This is a genomic window from Streptomyces sp. NBC_01515 (assembly GCF_045040345.1).
Classification (GTDB): Bacteria; Actinomycetota; Actinomycetes; order Streptomycetales; family Streptomycetaceae; genus Streptomyces.
Genome location: NZ_CP109416.1, coordinates 9744136 through 9762782, shown reverse-complemented (window position 1 = coordinate 9762782; position 18647 = coordinate 9744136). Strand labels below are relative to the sequence as shown.

Annotated in this window: 16 protein-coding genes and 1 riboswitch; of the genes, 1 reads left to right on the top strand and 15 read right to left on the bottom strand. The window is 69.3% G+C overall.

The genetic code is table 11. The features are described 5' to 3' along the window. Window positions 1–9: 9 nt before the first annotated feature. The 13 genes from OG407_RS43170 to OG407_RS43110 form a co-directional block, all read right to left on the bottom strand. Complete coding sequence (locus tag OG407_RS43170) at window positions 10–1230, bottom strand: LLM class flavin-dependent oxidoreductase (RefSeq protein ID WP_405865971.1); 1221 nt, start codon at window positions 1228–1230, stop codon at window positions 10–12. 73 nt (window positions 1231–1303) lie between these two features. After that, window positions 1304–1393, bottom strand: coding sequence for a putative leader peptide (locus tag OG407_RS43165; protein ID WP_403586951.1), 90 nt, complete (start codon window positions 1391–1393; stop codon window positions 1304–1306). A gap of 47 nt (window positions 1394–1440) precedes the next feature. After that, window positions 1441–2184 (bottom strand): GNAT family N-acetyltransferase, encoded by a 744-nt coding sequence (locus OG407_RS43160; protein WP_405865969.1) that lies wholly within the window; start codon window positions 2182–2184, stop codon window positions 1441–1443. Between the two features lie 79 nt (window positions 2185–2263). Continuing rightward, window positions 2264–3292: an ABC transporter substrate-binding protein gene (locus OG407_RS43155; protein WP_405865967.1), complete on the bottom strand. Its 1029-nt coding sequence runs from the start codon at window positions 3290–3292 to the stop codon at window positions 2264–2266. A gap of 78 nt (window positions 3293–3370) precedes the next feature. Further along, window positions 3371–4168, bottom strand: coding sequence for an amino acid ABC transporter ATP-binding protein (locus OG407_RS43150; RefSeq protein ID WP_390164917.1), 798 nt, complete (start codon window positions 4166–4168; stop codon window positions 3371–3373). Then, a complete protein-coding gene (locus OG407_RS43145) occupies window positions 4165–5145 on the bottom strand; it encodes an amino acid ABC transporter permease (protein ID WP_405865964.1) in 981 nt (326 codons plus the stop codon). Before OG407_RS43145 ends, OG407_RS43150 begins: the two co-directional genes overlap by 4 nt. 355 nt (window positions 5146–5500) lie before the next feature. Next, window positions 5501–5610: riboswitch (SAM riboswitch) on the bottom strand. Window positions 5611–5687: 77 nt separating this feature from the next. Further along, on the bottom strand, window positions 5688–6572 hold the full coding sequence (locus OG407_RS43140; protein WP_403586147.1) for a glutathione S-transferase C-terminal domain-containing protein: 885 nt from the start codon (window positions 6570–6572) through the stop codon (window positions 5688–5690). 68 nt (window positions 6573–6640) lie between these two features. Beyond that, complete coding sequence (locus OG407_RS43135; protein ID WP_366491860.1) at window positions 6641–6754, bottom strand: putative leader peptide; 114 nt, start codon at window positions 6752–6754, stop codon at window positions 6641–6643. A 117-nt stretch (window positions 6755–6871) separates the two neighbouring features. Then, on the bottom strand, window positions 6872–8119 hold the full coding sequence (locus tag OG407_RS43130; RefSeq protein ID WP_405865962.1) for an alginate lyase family protein: 1248 nt from the start codon (window positions 8117–8119) through the stop codon (window positions 6872–6874). Window positions 8120–8146: 27 nt separating this feature from the next. Further along, window positions 8147–11392 (bottom strand): alginate lyase family protein, encoded by a 3246-nt coding sequence (locus tag OG407_RS43125; RefSeq protein WP_405865960.1) that lies wholly within the window; start codon window positions 11390–11392, stop codon window positions 8147–8149. A 227-nt stretch (window positions 11393–11619) separates the two neighbouring features. Then, window positions 11620–13146, bottom strand: coding sequence for a glycosyl hydrolase family 28 protein (locus OG407_RS43120; protein WP_405865958.1), 1527 nt, complete (start codon window positions 13144–13146; stop codon window positions 11620–11622). Between the two features lie 124 nt (window positions 13147–13270). Then, a complete protein-coding gene (locus OG407_RS43115) occupies window positions 13271–13483 on the bottom strand; it encodes a hypothetical protein (protein WP_405865956.1) in 213 nt (70 codons plus the stop codon). Between the two features lie 225 nt (window positions 13484–13708). Further along, the gene (locus tag OG407_RS43110) at window positions 13709–15526 is read right to left on the bottom strand and encodes an ABC transporter ATP-binding protein (RefSeq protein ID WP_405865954.1); all 1818 of its coding nucleotides are present in this window, start codon (window positions 15524–15526) and stop codon (window positions 13709–13711) included. A gap of 142 nt (window positions 15527–15668) precedes the next feature. Between OG407_RS43110 and OG407_RS43105 the strand changes: the two genes are divergently transcribed. After that, window positions 15669–16697, top strand: a complete 1029-nt coding sequence (locus tag OG407_RS43105; protein WP_405865952.1) for a glycoside hydrolase family 43 protein — start codon at window positions 15669–15671, stop codon at window positions 16695–16697. Between the two features lie 42 nt (window positions 16698–16739). On the opposite strand, the gene OG407_RS43100 is transcribed toward OG407_RS43105, so the two are convergent. Together OG407_RS43100 and OG407_RS43095 are read right to left on the bottom strand one after the other, a co-directional pair. Continuing rightward, a complete protein-coding gene (locus OG407_RS43100) occupies window positions 16740–17609 on the bottom strand; it encodes a carbohydrate ABC transporter permease (protein WP_405865950.1) in 870 nt (289 codons plus the stop codon). Window positions 17610–17651: 42 nt separating this feature from the next. Further along, complete coding sequence (locus OG407_RS43095; protein WP_405865948.1) at window positions 17652–18647, bottom strand: carbohydrate ABC transporter permease; 996 nt, start codon at window positions 18645–18647, stop codon at window positions 17652–17654.

Sequence of the window (18647 nt, the reverse complement as noted above, 5' to 3'; positions counted from 1 at the left end):
CCCTCCGGCTCAGGCGGTGGCTGCGGCAGCGGCGTAGCGGTTGGCGGGGCGGGCGAGCCCCAGCAGTCCGCGCAGGGTGTCGGCCTCGTAGGCCTGGCGGAAGGCGCCCCGGCGCTGGAGTTCGGGGACCAGCTTCTGTGTGATCGCCGGGAGGTCGTGTCCTGCGACGGCGGGCCGCAGCCGGAAGCCGGTCAGGCCTGCCGTCTGCAACTCCTGGAGCAGGTCGGCGAGTTGGGCGGGGGTGCCGGTGAAGATGCGGGCGTCGCTGGTGTACGGCTCGCCCGCGAGGGCGTCGAGGCGTTCGCGGCGGACAACCGCCGTGGCCTCGTCGTCGTCGAGGAAGACCACCAAGTCGCCGAAGATGTGGAGGAGTTCGCCGGCGCGGCCCGCGGTCTGCTGCTCGGCGCGGATCTCCGCGACGATCGCGCGCGCGTCGTCGGTGTCGTGCGGGGTGACGTAGCCGACGTCGGTGGCGCGGGCGACCAGCCGGTACGGGATCGTCTGGTGGGCCAGGGAGCTGACGACCGGCTGGCCCTGCGGCGGCCGGGGCGTGATGGAGGGGCCCTTGACGCTGAAGTGGCGGCCCTCGAAGTCGATGTAGTGCAGCTTGTCGCGGTCGACGAAACGGCCGGTGGCGATGTCCCGGATCTCGGCGTCGTCCTCCCAGCTGTCCCAGAGGCGGCGGACGACCTCGATGTAGTCGGCGGCCTCGTCGAAGTGCTCGGTGAGCCGCTCCTGTCCGGCCTCGGTGCGCAGGCTCTCCAGGCTGATCGGCTCGAAGGTGCGCCGTCCGAAGTGGTCGGCCTCGTGCGGGCGGGCGGAGAGCTGCACGCGCAGGCCCGCGCGGCCGGTGCTGACGTAGTCGAGGGTGGCGATCGCCTTGGATATGTGGAACGGCTCCGTGTGCGTGGACACCACCGTCGGGACCAGGCCTATGTGGCTGGTGAGCGGTGCGATGCGGGCCGCGACGAGTACGGCGTCGAGGCGGCCGCGGACCTGGTCGGTGCGGCCGTCCAGCTCGCCGTAGTGCGAGGTCTGGAGGCCGAGGCCGTCCTCGAAGGTCACGAAGTCGAGCAGCCCGCGCTCCGCCTCGGCGACCAGGTCGGCCCAGTACGCGGCGGTGAACAGGTCCCGGGGCCGGGCCACCGGCTCGCGCCAGGAGGCCGGGTGCCAGCCGGTGCCGTCGAGGGCGACGGCGAGATGCAGGGGGGTGGAGCTGGTTGGGGACACGGTGGTGCCTTCCTGGAGATCCGTACGAGATCGCCGACCGTTCAGTGACGGATACAGCGGCTGGGGCAACGGGTCAGGAGCAACAGAGCGCGCCGGCCGTGCGCAGCAGGTCGATGTGGGGCCGCGTGGTGAGACGCACATGGACGATGGACGCGCCACACATGTGCTCCACCTCCATGGAATCCGGCTTCATAAGGGGCAACGGCACGGCTATGCCGTTTCTTCCGGATCGGCGGCGGCAATCGGACCGGTGCGCCGGACGAGCGAGAAGACCGTGCGGGCGCGCAGCGTGAAGCCGATCGACTCGTACAGCCGGATCGCGCCGGTGTTGGTGGCCGCGGCGTGCAGGAAGGGGTGCTCGCCGCGTTCCTTGACGCCGGCGGCGACCGCGCGGACCAGGCGGGTGGCCAGGCCCCGGCCGCGGTGGTCGGGGTCGGTGCACACGGCGCTGATCTCGGTCCAGCCGGGCGGGTGGAGGCGTTCGCCGGCCAGCGCGATCAGGCGTCCCTCGTGCCGGATGCCGAGATAAGTGCCCAGTTCGACGGTGCGGGGCAGGTAGGGGCCGGGTTCGGTGCGGGCGACCAGGTCGAGGATCTCGGGTACGTCGTCGGGGCCGAGGCGTACGGCCTCGGGGTCGGGCTCGGCCCGCAGCCCGGTGTCCACGAGTTGGACACCCTGTCCGGAACGGACGATCTCCCAGCCGTCCGGGGTCTCGCTCACCCCGCGCACCGCGGCGGTGCCGCCGGGGCCGACGAGGGTGGCCAGGTCGGCCCAGGCGCGCGGGTCGTCGTTGTCGGTGATGGCGTTGAAGCCGGCCACGTCGACGGGGTAGCGGGCGGCGCGGCCGACGCGCTCGGCGAAGTGGGCGTGCGGGCCGGTGAGCGCGGCCCAGGCCGGGTTGTCCAGGACGTGGGACGTGGACGTGGTGGTTTCGATACTGGCGGTGGAAGACATCGGGTGACGGCTCCAGTACTGGTCGCGCGGGTGGGGACCCCGCCGTGACGTGGCGGGGTCCCCTGGCCGAGAGGGTGGGTCAGGAGTCGCTGAGCGGCAGTCCGGGCGGGTTGACCTCGGACTTGGCGACGGCCTCGTTGGAGAGGTTCCAGGCGGCCAGCCACTTGGCGTACTGGCCGTTCTTGATCAGGTAGTTGATGGCGTCCGCGAGCGGCTTGGCGAGGCCGCTGTTCTTCTTCGCGGTGGCCGCGATCAGGCCCTGGAGGGAGGATCCGGCGCCGGAGTACGTGCCCGCGTTGCGGACGGCCTTCGCCGTGCCCTTGGTCGAGGAGACCTGGTAGGCGACCGAGGGGTTCGGGGCGAGGTAGGCGTCGATCTTCCCGGAGGCCAGCGCGAGGTAGGTGCTGTTGTTGTCCTGGAAGTACTTGACGGTGAGCGCCTTCTTGCCTTCGGCGGCCAGCTTCTTCTTCCACTCCAGGAGGATCCGCTCCTGGTTGGTGCCCGCGCCCACGGCGACGGTCTTGCCGGCGAGGTTCTCGTAACTGCCGCCGAAGTTCCAGGTGTTGCTCGCCTTCACCGCGAAGCCGAGGTTGTCCTCGCGGTAGGAGGCGAACTCGTACTTCGCCTTGCGCTCCTCGGTGTCGGTGACGTTGGAGAAGGCGACGTCGACCTTGCCGCTGTCCAGGCCGATGAAGAGGTTCTCCCAAGTGGAGTTCTTCAGCTCGGGCTTGAGGCCGAGGACGGCGGCGACCAGGCGGGCGATGTCGGTCTCCGAACCGGTGAGGGTCTTCTGGTCCGAACCGACGTAGCCGAGCGGCGGGGAGCCCGCGGGCAGGAAGCCGACGCCGATCTCCAACGTGCCGCTCTTCGCCACGGACTTGGGCAACTCGGCGCTGATCGACTTCACTTCGGCGACCTTGAGTGTCGTCTCCTTGGCGGCGCCGTTGGAGAGAGCCCCCACGGTGACAGTGCCGGAGGCGGCGCTGCCGGACGTGGTGGCCGCGTCGCTGTCGCCGCCGCAGGCCGCGAGACCGCCGGCGAGGGAGGCGAGGACGGTTCCCGCGGTGAGTCCGCGAGTGAGTCTGCTGCGAAGGCTGGGCGTAGACATGGCTGTTCCTAGGCTCGGTGTTGAGGGCTGCTGAAGGTGGAAGTGCGGGGGTTCTGAAGGGGGACGTGCGGGTGGGGCTCAGAGGACCTTGCTGAGGAAGTCCCTGGTCCGTTCGTGCTGTGGCTTGTCGAGGACCTCGTGGGGCGGGCCCTGCTCGACGATCTTCCCGCCGTCGATGAAGACGACCCGGTCGGCGACCTCGCGGGCGAAGCCGATCTCGTGGGTGACGATGACGAGGGTGGTACCGCTGGTCGCCAAGTCCTTGATGACGGCGAGGACTTCGCCGACGAGTTCGGGGTCGAGGGCGGAGGTCGGTTCGTCGAAGAGGATGACGCCGGGGCGCAGGGCGAGGGCGCGTGCGATGGCCACGCGCTGCTGCTGGCCGCCGGAGAGCTGCCTGGGGTAGGCGCCGGTCTTCTCGGCGAGCCCGACGCGGCCGAGCAACTCCCTAGCCAGTTCGAGGGCTTCGGGCTTGCCGAGCCGGCCGGTGGCGACCGGGGCGGCGGCGACGTTGTCGAGGACGGTCAGGTGCGGGAAGAGGTTGAAGTTCTGGAAGACGAACCCGATCCGGCCGCGCTGCGCGAGGATGGCCCGCTCGCTCAACTCCTTGAGCCTGCCGCCCTGTTGCCGCACTCCGATCAGCTCGCCGTTGACGCTGACGTAGCCGATCTCGGGCTTCTCCAGGTGGTTGATGACCCGTAGCAGCGTGGACTTGCCGGAGCCGGACGGGCCGAGGATCACGGTGACCTCGCCGGGCCGCACGGTCAGGTCGACGCCGTCCAGCACCCGGTGGGCGCCGTACCACTTGTGGACGTCGTGCACCTCTACGGCGGCGGGTGTGATGTCCGCCAGCGGTTCGACGGTGTTGGTGGTCATACGGCGGCCTCCCTGCGGATGCGGGCCCGCAGGTCGGTGACACCGGTGCGGAGTTTCTGGATCGGGGTCGGCGGCAGGGAGCGGGTGGCGCCCCGGGCGTAGTGCCGCTCGACGTAGAACTGGATGACGGACACGACGCTGGTGAGGATCAGGTACCAGACGGTGACGACCAGGAGCAGCGGCACGATGTCGCCGGGGTAGGTGGAGCCCATCGTCTGCGCGGAGCCGAACAGGTCGAGCAGCGAGACGTAGAAGACCAGGGAGGTGCTCTTGATCAGGCCGATCAGCTGGTTGACGTAGTTCGGGGTGATGGAGCGCAGCGCCTGTGGGAAGACGATCTTCCTGAACTGGTAGCCCTTGGGGAGGCCGAGGGCGGAGGCCGCCTCGTGCTGGCCCTGGTCGACGGAGAGGATGCCGCCGCGGACCACTTCCGCCGCGTAGGCCGCCTCGTTGAGGCTGAGGCCGACGACGGCGACGGCCATGTCGGTGGCGAGCTTCGACTCGTCGAAGGAGAAGAAGGCGGGGCCGAAGGGGACGCCGATGCTGAGGGTCTGGTACAGGGCGCTGAAGTTGTAGAGGAAGATCAGCACCACGATGAGCGGGATCGAGCGCAGGGCCCATACATAGGTCCAGCTCGCCGCGCGCAGTACCGGGCTCCTCGAGAGCCGGGCCAGGGCGAGCAGGATGCCCCCGAGAAGGCCCAACACGGCGCTCAGCGCGGCTACTTCGAGGGTGATGACGAGTCCGTCGAGGATCGTCGGGCGCAGGAACCAGTAGCCGAAGCGGTCCCACTGGTAGAAGGAGTTGGTGACCAGTCCGTGGATGAACTGGGCGACCAGCACCAGCACGACCAGGGTGACGATCCACCGGCCGGGCCGGCGCAGCGGCTGAACTCGCTGTGCTGTCAGGGGTTTTGACGGTGCGTCGGCGGACGGCGCGGCGGCCAGGGACACGGTGGTGCCCGGGGGTTCAGTCATGGAGGGCTCCGGCGGAAGTCGGACACCCCGGGTCGCGACACCCGGGCGAGGCTGACGCGTCGCACGAGGTGAGGAACACACAGGACCGGGGGCTGGGCGGACAACGGCACACCGCACGGGCGGTGTTCGTCAGGAACGCGGAACGCGAGGGCTGGGAGAAGTCGTCAGCCTCGACAGCGGGCGAAGCCCGGGGCGGTACACGCGGTACACAGTGCGCTGTTGACGCGCAGCAGATCGACGGCACGGTCCGCGACGAGAGGGTTCACACACGGCAGTACGCAGCCCGCGGGGCGGCGCGGCGCCGTCCGGAGAGCTGCGTACATGTCCGTCACCCATCACTGTTGTGGCCCTGGGGGCCTCGCGCTTACCGAAAACGTCATCCGGTCCGGTCGTCACCTGGGGCACCCCACCGCGTGCGAGGGTTGCCGGTCAGCAAGCCAGGGCTTGTCGCTGACGCTCATGACCGTTCTAGGTCGCAAGTTAAGACAATTGTCCGAACGTATGTCAATGGCCGTCCATCAACTGGACGTCACAGAACGCGCTCAGCTGCGGCAAGCTCCCGTTTCGTCCGCCGCGTGGGCCTCCCAGTCCAGGATCTGGACAGCCGCGCCGGCGGCCTCCAGGCCCCGGCAGTGGGCGTGGTGGCGGCGGGCGATGCCGTCGAGGTCGAGGTGGGTGCCGAAGGCCGGGTGGGCGGCCAGACGGCGGGCATAGGCCCACAGGTGGGGGTGGTCGGCGATCCGCTGTACGGCGGCGGCGTCCAGGTGGTTGCGGTGCACGGTGTCGAGTTGGACCAGTGACACCCACAACTCGACGTCGGCGGCGGTGAGTTCGTCACGGATCATGTGCTCGCGGCCGTCCAGCCAGCGGTCCAGCGAACCCAGGGTCTCCAGCAGCCGGGCGACCGCCGCGTCGCGCTCCTCCTGTTCGACACCGGCCGCGCCGGCGCGCTGCGCGGCGTCCTCGATGCCTTCGGCGCACAGCCGCTCGACGGCCTCGATCTCCGACTCGGCACCGCACGGGTACAACTGGGGTCCGCCCGCGCCGAAGTGCCGGGCGAGGTCGCGCATGATGTCGGGGGCGTGGGTGCTGACGATCCGGCCGGACCAGTCGTCGCTGAGCACGGGCGCGGCGGCCGGTCCGGAGTAGCGGTGCGCGCTCGCCTCGTAGAGCGGGCGCAGCGCGGAGTGTCCACCACCCGGACAGTCGGGCACGGCGGACAGGAACACGGCCGGACAGCTCTCGTCGAGGCCGAGCAGGCTGTGGGTGACGGCGATGCGCAGGCCGTCGGCGCAGGCGGTGGACAGATGGAGGCGGTAGCGGCGCGGCACGGCGTAGTGCCCGCTGCGCGCGTCGCGTCCGATCCGGCCCCGGAACACGGGGGCGGAACGGGGTGCGGGGATGGCGGCGAGAGGCGTGCTGGACATGGGACTCCCCGGGTACGGGCGCGTGGACGTACGCGCGGCGGAAGCGTCGTCGAGCGGAGGACGGGGGCTCAGCGCGGGGGGTTCAGCGCGCTGCAGACCCGCAGCAGGTCGATGTGACGGCGGGAGGTCAGAAGAGGCGAACGGTCCACGCGGCTGGTGGTGACCGGCTCAAGGCGCCCCATTGTTTCCCTACCTGTTCACTAGGATTCCCTACTGGAGTGTCGATCCGCCGTCGCCCGGGGTCAAGAGGGCGTCCACGGGTCGGTCACCGATGCCCAACCCGTGGACGCGCCTGGCCGCTACTTCGCGTACATCAGGGTGCCGAAGCCGAGCTGGTCGTAGCCGCCGCTGGTGGAGCCGTAGTCACCCCCTCCGCCCTCGGGAGCGACCGAGTAGGCCATCGCGGAGATGTACTTGTCGTCGAGGTACAGGCGCCGGTTGTAGTGGTAGTGGAGCATCGCCCACACCGGGCGGACCTGGCCCCGGGAGCCGGAGGCGATGACGGTCTGCTCGCTGTAGGAACAGGTCTGGCCGGTCCCCCAGCTGTAGGTGGTGTAGGGCACGTCGCTGCCGAGGTTGTACTTCGCGACGTACTGGGCGGCCTTCATGAACCGTCGGCTGTCGTACGAGTACAGGTCGTCGCCCTGGTTCCAGGCCATCTCGCAGATCGCGCCCAGCTGGCCCATGCCCATCATGGTGTGGCCCTGGTCGCGGCCGGACTCCTGCCACTGGCCCAGCGCGTAGCCGTCCGGGTCGGTGTAGAGGAACGGCACCGCGTGCGCGATGGAGCCGTTGCCCGCACCGGACTTGAAGTACGTGACGGCCTGGTCGTACTTGGCGCCGTCGTCGCAGAGGATGCCGATGGCCATGATCGAGGCCATGGTGCACAGGTCCCAGTTGGCCCAGTAGTTGGTGATGCACGCGCCGTTGTGGACGGTCAGGAAGCTGTTGTTGATCGGGTAGAAGACGTCGACCATCATCTGCTGGAACGCGGCGAGGTCGAACGCGTCGTAGTCCCGCATGAGTTCGGCCGCGTTGGCGAACTCCCAGCCGTAGATGCCGGCGGCGAGGAACCGGTCGGCGTTGCCGGTGACCGTGGTCAGCTTCGACGACCAGGCGTTGAGGATCTTCGCTGCGCACGCGGCGTTCGCCTCGGTGCCGCCGACCCGCCAGCGCAGGGCGTTCTGGTAGGCGGCGGCGATGTCGTTGTACAGCGTGCCGTAGTTCTCGCCGGTGCCGCCTCGGATGATCGTCGCCTGGGGGTTGGGGGTCCAGGTCGACTGCGAGTGCGAGTTGGCGGTCAGCCTGTTCCAGCCGGACAGCCAGGGGTCGGTGCCCGCCGCGGCCTTGACCTTCGCCCGGTTGATGTCTCCGGCGTTGTGCAGCATGCCGGGGTGGGTGAACGTGGCCGGGGCCGCGTGCGCGGTCGGGGCCACCGTGGCGCCGCCGAGGGCGACGGCTGCGGTGAGCCCACCGGCGGTCTTCAGAAGACCGCGGCGGCTCAACTCTGTTCTGCGGAAGTGCTCGTGGGGGGACGTGCGGCTCATTGCGGTGCATCTCCAATCCATGACGGATCAGGTGGGCGTGATGCTCACCTCGTCGAACTCGGTGGTGCAGCGGACCAGTTGGCTGCGCGAGCAGACCACCAGCCCGACGTAGTAGGGGGCGTCACCGAAGCCGGGGATCTCTCCGTCGGCGAGGGGGGTCCAGGTGACACCGTCATCGGTGGACAGCGCCGCGCTGAAGACGGTCCCGGCGCGCTTCAGCCGCAGCAGGGCGGGAAGGGTGACAGCGGCTCCGCCGGTGAAGGCGGAGGCACCGGCCACGGTCCTACGGAGCATGAACTGAGCACTCGTCCCGCCGGTGACGATCGCTCCGGCGGCCTGGTCGAACGGCGACAGCGACTTCGCCATGAGCAGCCCGACCCGGTCGGTGCTCGCGCCACTGCGGGAGACGATCCGCGCGACGACCTCGCAGTCACCACTGACGGGCCGCCGTACGAACTGCCCTGTCATTCCTTGGCCGTTGGCGTTGAGATCGAGACCCGCGCCCCGCACGGTGAAGGTGCCGCCGTCGTACGACGTGCTCCCGGGCGTCGTGATCGCCACCACGCCCAGCGTCCCGAAGGCACGGTCGTCGAGCACGGTGTCGCCGAGATCGCCGTACGTCCACGGCGCGGGTGGCGCGGTGCCGACCGTGAGGGCGAGGGTTCCGGTCGCGGTTCCGGAGGCGTTGGCGGCGGTCGTCGCGACCGTGAACTCGCCTGTCTCCGTGGGGGTTCCGGAAACGAACCCGGTGCGCCGGTCGATGCGGAGGCCGACGGGCAGCCCGTCCGCCGTGAACCGCACGGGCTCGTGCTTGGCGCGCAGCAGATACCGGAAGGCGGCGCCCTGGTTCGTGAACACGGTTGCCGCAGAGGCGAGTTGGGGCTGTACCGGGGTTGGCATCACGGCCTGCGACGGCGTCGAACGCGGCCCGCGTCCAGCGACGTTGGTCTTCGTGACCGTGTAGTGGTACGTCGTTCCCGGCGTACCGGTCGCGTCGGTGTAGCGGATGCGGGTGCCGAAGCCGACGGGGCCGACGCGGGTGGCGAGGGTCTCGTACGGTCCGCTCGTCCGGGTGGCGCGCAGCACCGTGTACTCGGCGGAGAGGTCCGGGTCGGTCCAGGCCAACTCGACCGCGTCGGGGGCGGTTTCGGCCCGCAGGTCGGTCGCGGTGCGGGCCGGGCGGGGTACGCGCCGGACCGTGCCGGACGAGGAGGTCACGCTGACGTTGTCGAAGGCGCCGGTGCCGGTCTCGGCGTAGTCCTCGTCGACGCCGAGGCAGGAGGTGAGGGCTAGCCCGGCGTATGCGGTGCGGCCCAACTCGACGTCCGTGGAGCCGACTTCGGTCCAGCGGGTGCCGTCCGGGGAGATGGCGCCGGTGCAGCGTGAGCCCTTGCGGGTCACGCGTACCCAGTAGGGCTTCCGCAGTCGGTAACCGTCGCCCGCGCCTTCGACGTACGGCGCTTCCAACGGGGTCGCCGACTCGGGCAGCGTGCCGAGGTCGGAGATCGGGAAGGCGGCGTTCACCGTGATCGCCTGCTGCTGGGAGGGCGGTACGGGCGTGCTGCCGGTAGCGGAGATCTCAGCGCCGGTCGACGGGCGTACCGTCCACACCCCGCTCCACGTGTGCAGCGGCAGCCCCTGGATCAGCATCGAGGCGTGCGCCGCGTCCGGGTCGAGCGAGGCCCGGACGGTGACGCCGATCTTGGAGTACTGCGAGCTGAGCGGCCACACGATCCGCGCGGTGACCGTGCCGTCGCCGCGCAGCGGGAGGTGGACGAGACGGTAGGTGTCGGCGCTGCCGCTCGCTTCCAGAACGAAGCGCTCGCCGTCGAAGGCGGCGGAACCGGGGATCTTCACGTCTCCCACGTCCCGGGTCGACCAGGGCGAGGGGAGACCGGCGGAGGCGGCCGACCATGCCGAACTGCCGCTCCTGCCAAGGGCGTTCGAGGCAGCGACCGTGTAGTAGTACGTCCGTCCGGCGTGCACCTTCCGGTCGGTGTACGTAGGCCGGGCGACGCCGGACGCGATCTTCTCGTAGCGGCCGTCCACGTCGGTCGCCCGGAGGACCGTGTAGGTGTCGGCCCACGTCGACGGCAGCCAACTCACCGTCACAGAAAGGTCGTTGCCGATCGCCGTGACGCCGGCCGGTGGTGTCGGCACGGTGGGCGAGGGGGCCGTGGCACCGGCGTAGGCGAAGGTGCCCCAGCTCGGCAGGTCGTCGTTGCCGCCCTCGACGACGCGGGTGCCGTCGGTGCCGCGGAAGACGGCGCTCTTCGTGTAGGGGGTGTCGAGGCCGCGCACACCCGCGTAATGCCCGTACGCCATCTCGTAGATGGGCGGAAGGCTGCCGCGTGACGTGGCCGAGACGGTCAGCTTGATGTACTTGCCGGTGCGGTCGAGGTCGGGGACGAAGGGGACGTCGCCGCCGAGGTTGTAGCGGGCGGCGTACTCGACGTTGGCGAGGATGCGGTTGTCGTCGAAGCCCCAGAGGTCGACGCCCTGGTTCCAGGCGACCTGCGCGGCGTCCGCCAACAGGCCGACCGCGAGCTGTTCGTGGCCCTGGTCCCGACCGCTCTCCTGGCCCTGACCGGCGTCGGTGACGATGCGGTGGAGGACGCTGCCGTTGCCGGCGCCGGCCGCGGCGAAGCGGAGCGCGTCGTAGAAGAGGGTGGGTTCCTCGCAGAACACGCCTATGGCCAGCAGGGATTGAAGGGACGTCAGGTCCCAGTTGCCGTTGGCGTAGAGCATGTAGCAGGACAGGGCCGGGTACCAGACGCGGAGGAAGGACTCCTCGCAGCGGGCGATGTCGGCGGCGGCCCAGCCGTCGTAGCCGGTGTGGCGGAGCAGTTCGGCGGCGTTGACGAACTTGAAGGCCTGGAGGCCCGCGCCGAGGGGGCCGTCGGCTCCGGTGATGGCGGTGAGGGAGGCGGACCAGGCGTTGAGGATGTCGCGGGCCTTGTCGGCGTGTGCGGTGTCGCCGGTGACGGACCAGATGAGGGCGTTCTGGTAGGCGGCGGCCGAGTCGGCGACAGCCTGGCTCTGGTAGTTGGCGGGGCCGCGTCCCCAGGTGGTGATCTGGCCGGTGTTCTGCACGGCGTACGACGCGGAGGAGCGGGCGTGGGCCGCGAGCGCCAAGTAGCCGTCGTAGACCGGGGATTGCTTGGCGTCGACGGCAGCCTTCATGCGGGCGAGGTCGTCGGCGGTGTGCAGCAGGCCGGGGTGGGAGAAGGTCACCTCGGAGTCGTCCGGGGCCGCCGCCGCCCGGCCGGGCACGAGCAGTCCGCTCGCACCCGTAGCCAGCAGCAGGGCCGCGGTGCCCCCGAGGAAGCCCCGGCGGCTGAGCGGACCCGATGTAATCGACTGCGGTTCGGCAACACCCTCAAGGGGCGCGGGACTGTATTCATCAGCGGCTCCGCCGCGGGGCGCGACCAGCCACGACGGCGCCGCAGCCGACCGACACCCCTTCCCCGTACTTCCAGCGGAGCGCGACGCGGGGGTCGTCATGAGGCCGCAGCCGCCTCGGCCTCGGCGGTCGTGAGGAACTTCAGGTTCGTCACGTGCTCGTTGTAGAACCACTGGATCTCGTCCGTGGTGTAGTACCAGGTCGGCTTCTTCATCGAGTCGGCGACGACCAGCCCGTTGATCACCAGGTTCTCGAACGTGACGTTGTTGATGGCGTGTTCGGCGTCGTAGCCGAGGAAGAGGGACGGGTTGGCGCGGGTGCCCGTGTAGCTGAGGTTCTTGACGTACACGTCCTCGATGCCGCGGCCGACCGAGGTGTTGTACTTCGTGTTGTACATGACCTTCATGTAGATGACCTGACCCCAGCGGAAGTCCTCGATCCGGACGTCCTCGATGCGCACGTTCTTGATGAGGTTGGAGTCGCCGGGGTTGAGGGCGATGCAGCCCTGGTAGTTCATCTGGGGTTCGCGGTGGTCGAGGATGTCGATGTTCTTGATGACGAGGTTCTCGATCGTCTCGGGCGCGTCGGTGTTGCCGTGCGTGCCGACGTTGATCGGGTGGGCGACGTCGGCCCACAGGGTGCAGTTCTTGACGGTGATGTCGCGGGTGTCGCCGTAGTAGTCCCAGCGGTGGCAGTAAATGGCGATGCAGTCGTCGGAGTTGCGCATGAAGCAGCCGTCGAAGGTGATCCCGGTGGAGGAGAAGACGTCGAAGCCGTCGCCGTTGCCCTTCGAACTGAACGCGCGTGCCTTGGTGACGCGGACGTTCTCGCTCTCGCCGAACGTGCCCGCGTAGCCGGCCGGGTTGAGGATGATGACGTCCTCGATCCGGATGTTCTTGCCGCCCTCGCAGAGGATGGCGCCGCCGGGGTTGTTGTAGAGCACCCCGCGCCCGATGAGGCGGGACCGTTCCACGTCCTTGAAGTAGACCTGCGCGGTGAGGACGGCGCCGCCCGCGAGGTAGACGGTCTTGCCGCTGGGGACGGTGAGGATGTTGCCGGTGACGGTGTGGACGCCGGGGCCGAAGTAGAGGACGTTCGGGTCGTCTGCGGACGGGGCGTGGTGCTCGACGCGGTTGGTGATGAGGTGCAGGGCGTCGAAGGTCTCGTCGTTGATCTGTACGACGACGTCCCTGGGCTCGGCGAGGGTGAACCGCAGGGTGTCGCCGAGGAGTTCGGGCGTGATGCCGTACGAGTCCGGTCTCACCCGGGCCTTGGTGGTGCCGCCCTTGAGGTAGGTCACCTCGATCTCGACCGAGCCGTTGAAGTCGAAGTACACCATCGACGAGCTGTAGACCTTGCCCGACCCGGTGGACGCGTTGATCTCCTCGAACTGCGGACGGTAGATGTCGAGGGTCTGCCAGGTGCCGTCGGGGGTGCTGCGGACCCGTACCTGGAAGCCGGTGTTGGTCGGCATGGTCGTCGGACGTGGGTAAGTGACCAGCTCGGGGCGGGAGTTGTGGCCGCCGGCGTGCGCCGCGGTGGCGGTCAGTCCGGACAGTCCGGCAGCGAGCGCGGTGGCACCGGCGGCTTGGAGGGCCGTACGACGGGACAGGGGCGTGTTCATGCCTAGTACTCCTTGCAACAGGGTGAGAAGTAGGGCTACTTGAGGCCGCTCGTCGACATCCCGGCGAGGACCAGGCGGTTGACCCGCACGCGGACCGGGGACCTCGCGAACGGGCTGGCGGCGCTTAGCGGTGGTTGGACTGCGGGTTCGCGGTGACGTCGCCCGTGGTGCCGTCGGCTGCGAGCAGCAGCGGCATGACGGTCTCGCCCGCGCCGCTCACCCCGGTCGACACCTGGAGCGCGCAGCCGTTGAGCACCGCCGCGCCGACCCCCGCACCGGTTGCCGAGAGGGCGAGGAATCGTCCGTGGCTCAGGAGTGCACCAGCATGTGGGGGCATGACCGCACCACCTCCGATAGAAACCGGTTGTCACGCGTTGGGGCAGAGCTTCTTCCGGCTCGGAAAGGGCGTCAAGACCTTGGGTGAACTTTCGAAAAGACTGGGCAACCTCGGCGAGACGGCGCTGGAACGTGGTCGACCGGAAACCGGTTGTCCGTCCCGCTCGACCGGATTCCCGGGAACCCGATGGGCGAAGTCCCGGGAATCCGGCCGCTGTTCGGGCCGTCAGCGCAGGTCGGCGGCCTGTTCGGGGCTCTCGTCGAGGAAGCCGCCCGACTGGTGCTGCCACAGCTTCGCGTAGGCGCCCTCGGCCGCCAACAGCTCCTGGTGCGTGCCCTGTTCGACGATCCGGCCGTGGTCGAGGACGACGAGCCGGTCCATGCCGGCGACGGTGCTCAGCCGGTGGGCGACGACGAGTGCGGTCCGGCCCTCCATGAGCCGCCACAGCGCTTCCTGGACGAGGATCTCGCTCTCGGAGTCGAGGGCGCTCGTGGCCTCGTCGAGCAGCAGGATCGGGGCGTCGCGCAGGATCGCCCGGGCGAGGGCGACGCGTTGGCGCTGTCCGCCGGAGAGCTTGATCCCGCGCTCCCCCACCATCGTCTCGAAGCCGTCCGGCAGCGCGTCGGCGAACTCGGTGACGTGCGCGGCCTCGGCGGCCCGGCGGACCTCGGCGTCGGTGGCGTCGGGCCGGGCGAAGGTGAGGTTCTCGCGCAGGGTGCGGTGGAACATCGCCGGGTCCTGCGGTACGTAGGCGATCAGGCTGCGCAGGTCGGCCTGGCGCAGCCTGCTGATGTCCTGGCCGCCGATCAGGATGCGGCCGGCGTCGATGTCCGTCATCCGCAGCAGCAGCCGGCTGAGGGTGGTCTTGCCGCCGCCGGACCGGCCGACGAGGCCGATCTTCGTGCCGCTGGGCACGGTCAGGTCGAGCCCGTCGAAGAGGGTGTCCGCGCCCGCGTGGGCGAAGGTCACGTTCTCGAAGCGGACGGACGCGGGACGGGGCAGCAACGGCTCCGGCGAGGCCGGGTCGACCACGCTGGGCGGAGCCATCAACAGCTCGGTGAACTGGGCGGCTTCGGTCATCGAGCTTTCCAGGCGCCGGTAGATCTGGTTGAACTCGAACATGATCCGGGTCGCGTTCGTGTAGTACGTGAAGGCGACCACGACCGCCTCGACGCCGTGTTCGCCGCCGCCGAGGGCCACCGCGAGGAGCAGTCCCAGCGCGTTGGTGAGCACGGAGAGCGGCGCGACGAGGGTGTCGATGCGCAGGTTGCCGTAGTCCCAGGAGCGCAGGGTGAGCCGCCTCGACAGTGCGACGCGGGAGCGGTGTTCGGCGGCCTCGCGTTCCTCGGCGGCGAACGCGCGGACCGTGTCCATGTTCATCAGGCTGTCGGCGACATGGCCGGACACCCGGGCGATGGCCTCCTCGCGCAGGTCGACGAGTGCCTGGCGGCGCCGGATGAGGGGCGCGACGACCAGGCCGGTGAGCGCGATCATCGCCAACAGGCCCACGACGAGCAGCGGTTCGTAGCGCCACAGTACGACGGAGCCGAACAGCAGCGGGACCAGGCTGCCCACCACCTGGAACGTCATCGTGTCGACGAACTCCTCGAAGCGGGAGGCGAAGCTCAGCACCCGCTTGGTGAGCGACCCGGCGAAGTTGTCGTGGAAGAACGCGGCGTCCTTGGCGAAGAGTTCGTCCATGCCGATCACATACAGGTGCTCGATGCCGAGCGCGTCGAGCCGGTTCAGACAGTGCAGTCCGAGGCGCCAGAACACCTCGGCGAGCAGCAGCACTCCGGCGAACCCGAGGACGTACGGCAGCGTCGCGCGGACGCTGATGTCCGCGTCGCCGGCGATCCGGCCGACGAGCTTGGCGACGATCAGCGGCGCGATGTAGTTGATACCGATGTTGCCCACCGCGGGCAGCAGGGTGGCGGGCGCGGTCCAGCGGCGGAGGCGGGCCAACTCCCGTCCGTAGTAGCGAAGTGCGAGTAACACCGAGCCTTTGCGCGGCCCGACGTCGCGCGATTCAGGCGATCCCATTCCCACCCCGTGGTGTCGACGGCAGCCCGGTGAAGGGGCAGGCCGGAAGTGGCAGTGTCCCGCGTCGGCACCCGTGCGGTCCAAGCGTTTTTCCCTCAACAGCTGTGATGCGCACGAGGTTTGCGGGCTCTACGGTGACACCATGCCGACCGATCCCGTGGGCGAGCCGATGCGGCTTCCCGACATGCCGTTGCACGATCCGTTCGTCGTCGCCGACGACGCGACCCGCGCCTATCACCTCTACACGTCCAACGACCCTTCGGTGTCGGGTGTGGAGGGCGTCGGCACGATGGTCTACCGCAGCGATGACCTGCGCGACTGGACGCGTCCCGTGGTGGTGTTCCTGGCGGCGGAGCAGCCCAAGCTCTGGGCGGGCGACGGTGGTTGGGCGCCTGAGGTGCACGCCTGGGACGGCAGGTACTACCTGTTCACCACGCTGCACGACGAGGACAGTCCGCTTCCCGTACCCCCAACCGGCCGATGGGGCACGCCGTTTCAGCTCGCGAACCACCGGCGGGGCACGATCACGGCCGTGTCCGAATCCCTGCTGGGCCCCTTCACTCCGGTCGACCCCGCGCGCCCCACCCCGCCCGAGCACCTCATGACTCTGGACGGCACGCTGTACGTCGACCCGTCCGGGCAGCCGTGGATGGTGTACGCGCACGAGTGGCTGCAGACCGTCGACGGCACGATGGAGGCCATCCGGCTGACCCCGGACCTGACCGGAACGATCGGCGACCCGGTCTTCCTCTTCAAGGCCTCGGACGCGCCCTGGATCGGCGAGGAGATCCCGGCCGGCGTACCGCACCAACTCCCGCCCTACGTCACGGACGGCCCGCAGCTGTACCGCGCCCCCGACGGTTCGCTGCTCATGCTGTGGTCGACGTACGAGAAGAACGTGCTCGGCGCGGACGGCAGCCTCACCGGGGGCTACGTCCAGACCTACGCCGTCTCCAAGTCCGGTGAGATACAGGGGCCTTGGTTGCAACGGCGGCCGTTGGTGCGGGAGGACAGCGGACACGGGATGCTGTTCCGGACGTTCGAGGGCCGGTTGATGATGATCCTGCACCGGCCGTTCGAGAACGCGCGGGGGAAGGTGTACGAGATGGAGATCGTCGGTGATGAGGTGCGGGTGCTGCGGCAGCGCACCGACCTCGACGGCGGCGGGTGATCCGACGGCCGCAGCTCTCAACTCCTCGACGGCTGCCGCTCGTTACTGCTTGACCGCGCCCGCCAGCCCGTTGATGAAGAAGCGCTGGAGCACGATGAAGATCAGGACGATGGGCAGCAGCGTGATGACCGAGCCCGCGCACACCAGGGTCCACGCGGTGGAGTTCTGCCCGATGAAGTTGAACATGCCCACGGACAGGGTGTGCAGTTCGGGGCGGGAGAGGGTGAAGACCAGCGGGATGAAGAAGCTGTTCCAGGCGTTGATGCAGGCGAACAGGCCGACGGTCGCCAGCATCGGTCCGGACAGCGGGAGCATGATCCGCCAGAAGATCTGGTGGAAGTTCGCGCCGTCCACGCGGGCCGCGTCCTCCAGCCCCCGGTCGATCGTCGTGAAGTAGCCCATGAAGAGGAAGGTGCCGAAGACCATCCCGCCCGCCGACTGGACGATGACCACCGACCAGAGGGTGTTGAGGAGATGGAGGCGCTGGATGAGGTCGAAGACCGGGATGATCGTGTAGCCGTGCGGCAGGAACAGCGTCACGCCGACCAGGCCGAGCCAGATCTTCTTGCCGGGGAAGTCGGTACGGGCGAGGACGTAGCCGGCCATGGAGGTGGCGAGCAGGGTGACGATGACCGTGCCGGTCGCGAACAGGACCGTGTTGACGAAGAACTTGCTGAAGTCCGCCTGGGTCCAGGCCTCGCTGTAGTTGGACCAGTGGAACTCGGACGGGATCGGGTTGAGGCCGCCGGAGAAGAAGCCGTCGGTGCTCTTGAGTGAACTGCCGAGCGCCCAGAGGAACGGGTAGAGCCAGATGAGGCCGCCGCCGAGCAGCGCGAGATAGAGCAGCCCGCGTCGGCCTCGGCGCAGGCTCAACCGCGTTCGCGGGCGCGGGCGTTGGGACAGTGTGGACATCGACGTGACCCTTTGCTGGTTGGCGGCCGTTGGTTAGTTGGCTTACTGGTTGGCGGCGGCGCGCCGGCGGCTGATCCCGCGCAGGGCGAGGACCTGGAGCGCGGAGAAGACGATGAGCAGCAGTCCGTAGAGGAACGAGGCGGCGGAGGCCAGGCCGATGTCGGGCTGGGCGGCGGCACCGGCGGAGCCGCCGAAGGCCAGGTGGTAGATGTACGTGTTGACGACCTCGGTGGCGAAGTACGGGCCACCGCCGGTCAGGACCTGCACCAGGTCGAAGACCTGGAAGCTGCCGATGAACGCCAACACCACGATGACGACGCCGACTTGGCGCAGCATCGGGATGGTGATGCGGAAGAAGGACTGGACCGGTCCACAGCCGTCGAGCTTCGCCGCCTCGTACAACTCGGCCGGGATGGTCTGGAGCCCGGCGAGGAAGTAGACGAGGTTGTAGCCGAGGGTGTGCCAGATGCCGATCGCGATGATCACGGCCAGCGCGGTGTGCGGGTCGCCGAGCCAGTCGATGTGCCCGTCCGTCATTCCGGTCTTGGCGAGCAGACTCCCCGCCGAATCACCGAAGTTGGCGAGCATGAGCTGGATGACGACGCCGACGACCGCGGCCGAGGTGACGACGGGGATGAAGTAGACGGTCCGGAAGAACAGCGCGAACTTGAGCTTCGGGTTGTTCAGCACCAGCGCGAGCGCCAACGCCAGCAGGAGCTGCACCGGGACGAGGACGAAGGCGTAGACGAAGGTGTGCTCGACGGCGCCCCAGAAGATGCTGTCGCCGAGGATCTGCCGGAAGTTGGCGAGGCCCACGTAGTTGCCGGGTGCGCCGATGCCGTTCCAGCGGTAGAAGGTGTAGCCGAAGGACGCGAAGATCGGGTAGACCACAAAGGCCAGTAGCAGTACGGCCATGGGCGCCAGGTACGCGTACGACCACTTGGCGGCGCGGATGCGGCGGCCGAGGCCGGGGTGGGCGGCGGCAGGTGGTGGGGTCGGGGACGCTCGCTTGCGCTCGCGGGTGTCGAGAAGTGACAT